At 72.3% G+C, this 1,962-nt stretch carries 1 protein-coding gene and 2 pseudogenes; 2 read left to right on the top strand and 1 reads right to left on the bottom strand.

Going from position 1 to position 1,962, the window contains the following annotated elements:
* Positions 1-451 (bottom strand): annotated as a pseudogene (locus tag AB0J68_RS31655) (sugar kinase); the annotation flags it as partial.
* Positions 452-529: 78 nt separating this feature from the next.
* On the opposite strand from AB0J68_RS31655, the gene xylA reads away from it, so the two are divergent.
* Complete coding sequence (gene xylA / locus AB0J68_RS31650; protein WP_363942493.1) at positions 530-1,717, top strand: xylose isomerase; 1,188 nt, start codon at positions 530-532, stop codon at positions 1,715-1,717.
* Between the two features lie 9 nt (positions 1,718-1,726).
* Positions 1,727-1,962: pseudogene (locus AB0J68_RS31645) on the top strand (xylulose kinase); the annotation flags it as partial.

Below are 1,962 nucleotides of genomic sequence, written 5' to 3'. Positions count from 1 at the left end.
TGAGGCCCTGCCGGGCCGCGTCGGCGCGGGCCTGCCGGGCCAGGTCGACGAGGCGGGCCAGCGCGTCGGCGGGGGCGACCGGGCGCAGGTCGGCCCGGTGCACGGTGCGGTGCCGGACCTGGCCGGCGAGATCGACGACGCACACCGTCAGGTAGTCGACGTTGACCTCCAGGCCGAGCCCGGCCGGGCCCTGGTCGGCCAGGACCAGCCCCCGGGCCGGGCGGCCGGCGCCCGCTCGGGGCGCCGGCTCGGCCTCGCTGACCAGTTGGCCCGCGAGCAGGTCCTCGACCACCGCCGAGACGGTGGCTCGGGTCAGGCCGGTGGCGGTTGCCAGGTCGGCCCGGGACGGGGGACGCTCGGCGGCGGCGATCCGGCCGAGAACCAGGGCGAGGTTGAGCTCGCGGAGGCTGCCCTGACGGGCTGCGCCGGCCGGGGCGTGGGTGGGGCTCACCCCTTGACAGTGCCATAGGGCGGGCAAATAATTCAATCGCTGAACAAATACCTGACACCACCACCCCGGAGGTTGCTCATGGCACCCCGTCCCACCCCCGCCGACAAGTTCTCCTTCGGGCTCTGGACCGTGGGCTGGCAGGCCCGCGACCCGTTCGGCGACGCGACCCGTCCCGAGCTGGACGCCGTCGAGGCGGTGCACCGGCTCGCCGAGCTGGGCGCGTACGGCATCACCTTCCACGACGACGACCTGATCCCGTTCGGGGCCGACGCCGCGACCCGCGATCAGCGCATCGCGCGGTTCCGCAAGGCGCTCGACGAGACCGGCCTCGTGGTGCCGATGGTCACCACCAACCTCTTCACCCACCCGATCTTCAAGGACGGCGGCTTCACCAGCAACGACCGCGACGTCCGCCGGTTCGCGCTGCGCAAGGTGCTGCGCCAGGTCGACCTGGCCGCCGAGCTGGGCGCCAGCACCTTCGTGATGTGGGGTGGCCGCGAGGGCTCCGAGTACGACGTCGCCAAGGACGTCCGCGCCGCCCTGGACCGCTACCGCGAGGCGGTGGACCTGCTCACCCAGTACGTCATCGACAAGGGCTACACCATGCGGTTCGCCCTGGAGCCCAAGCCCAACGAGCCGCGCGGCGACATCCTGCTGCCCACCATCGGGCACGCGCTCGGCTTCATCTCCCAGCTGGCCCACCCGGAGATGGTCGGTCTCAACCCGGAGGTCGGCCACGAGCAGATGGCCGGGCTCAACTACGCCCACGGCATCGCCCAGGCGCTCTGGCAGGGCAAGCTGTTCCACCTGGACCTCAACGGCCAGCGCGGCATCAAGTACGACCAGGACCTGGTCTTCGGCCACGGTGACCTGATGAACGCGTTCGCCCTGGTGGACCTTTTGGAGAACGGCAGCCCGAACGGCGGGCCGACCTACGACGGCCCCCGGCACTTCGACTACAAGCCCTCCCGCACCGAGGACATGGACGGTGTCTGGGCCTCCGCGGCGGCCAACATGAGCACCTACCTGTTGCTCAAGGAGCGGGCCGCGGCGTTCCGCGCCGACCCCGAGGTCATCGAGGCGCTCGCCGCCAGCAAGGTCGACGAGCTGAACACGCCGACGCTCGGCGACGGTGAGGGCTACGAGGAGTTCCTGGCCGACCGGTCCGCGTTCGAGGACGTCGACGTGGACGCGGTGGCCGCGCGGGGCTTCGCCTTCGTCCAGCTCAACCAGCTCGCCGTCGAGCACCTGCTCGGCGCTCGCTGAGGCCCCGCCATGCCGTTGGTCGCAGGCGTTGACTCGTCCACCCAGTCCTGCAAGGTGGTCATCCGGGACGCGGAGACCGGCGCCCTGCTCCGGCAGGGCCGGGCACCGCACCCGGACGGCACCGAGGTCGACCCGGAAGCCTGGTGGCAGGCGCTGCGCACCGCCGCCCACGAGGCCCCCGGGCTAGCCGACCTCGCGGCGGTCTCCGTCGCCGGCCAGCAGCACGGCATGGTCTGCCTCGACGA

The sequence above is a fragment of the Micromonospora sp. NPDC049580 genome (assembly GCF_040675595.1).
Lineage (GTDB): Bacteria > Actinomycetota > Actinomycetes > Mycobacteriales > Micromonosporaceae > Micromonospora.
Note: the sequence above shows the minus strand (reverse complement) of the source record. Positions and strands in the feature narration are given on the sequence as shown.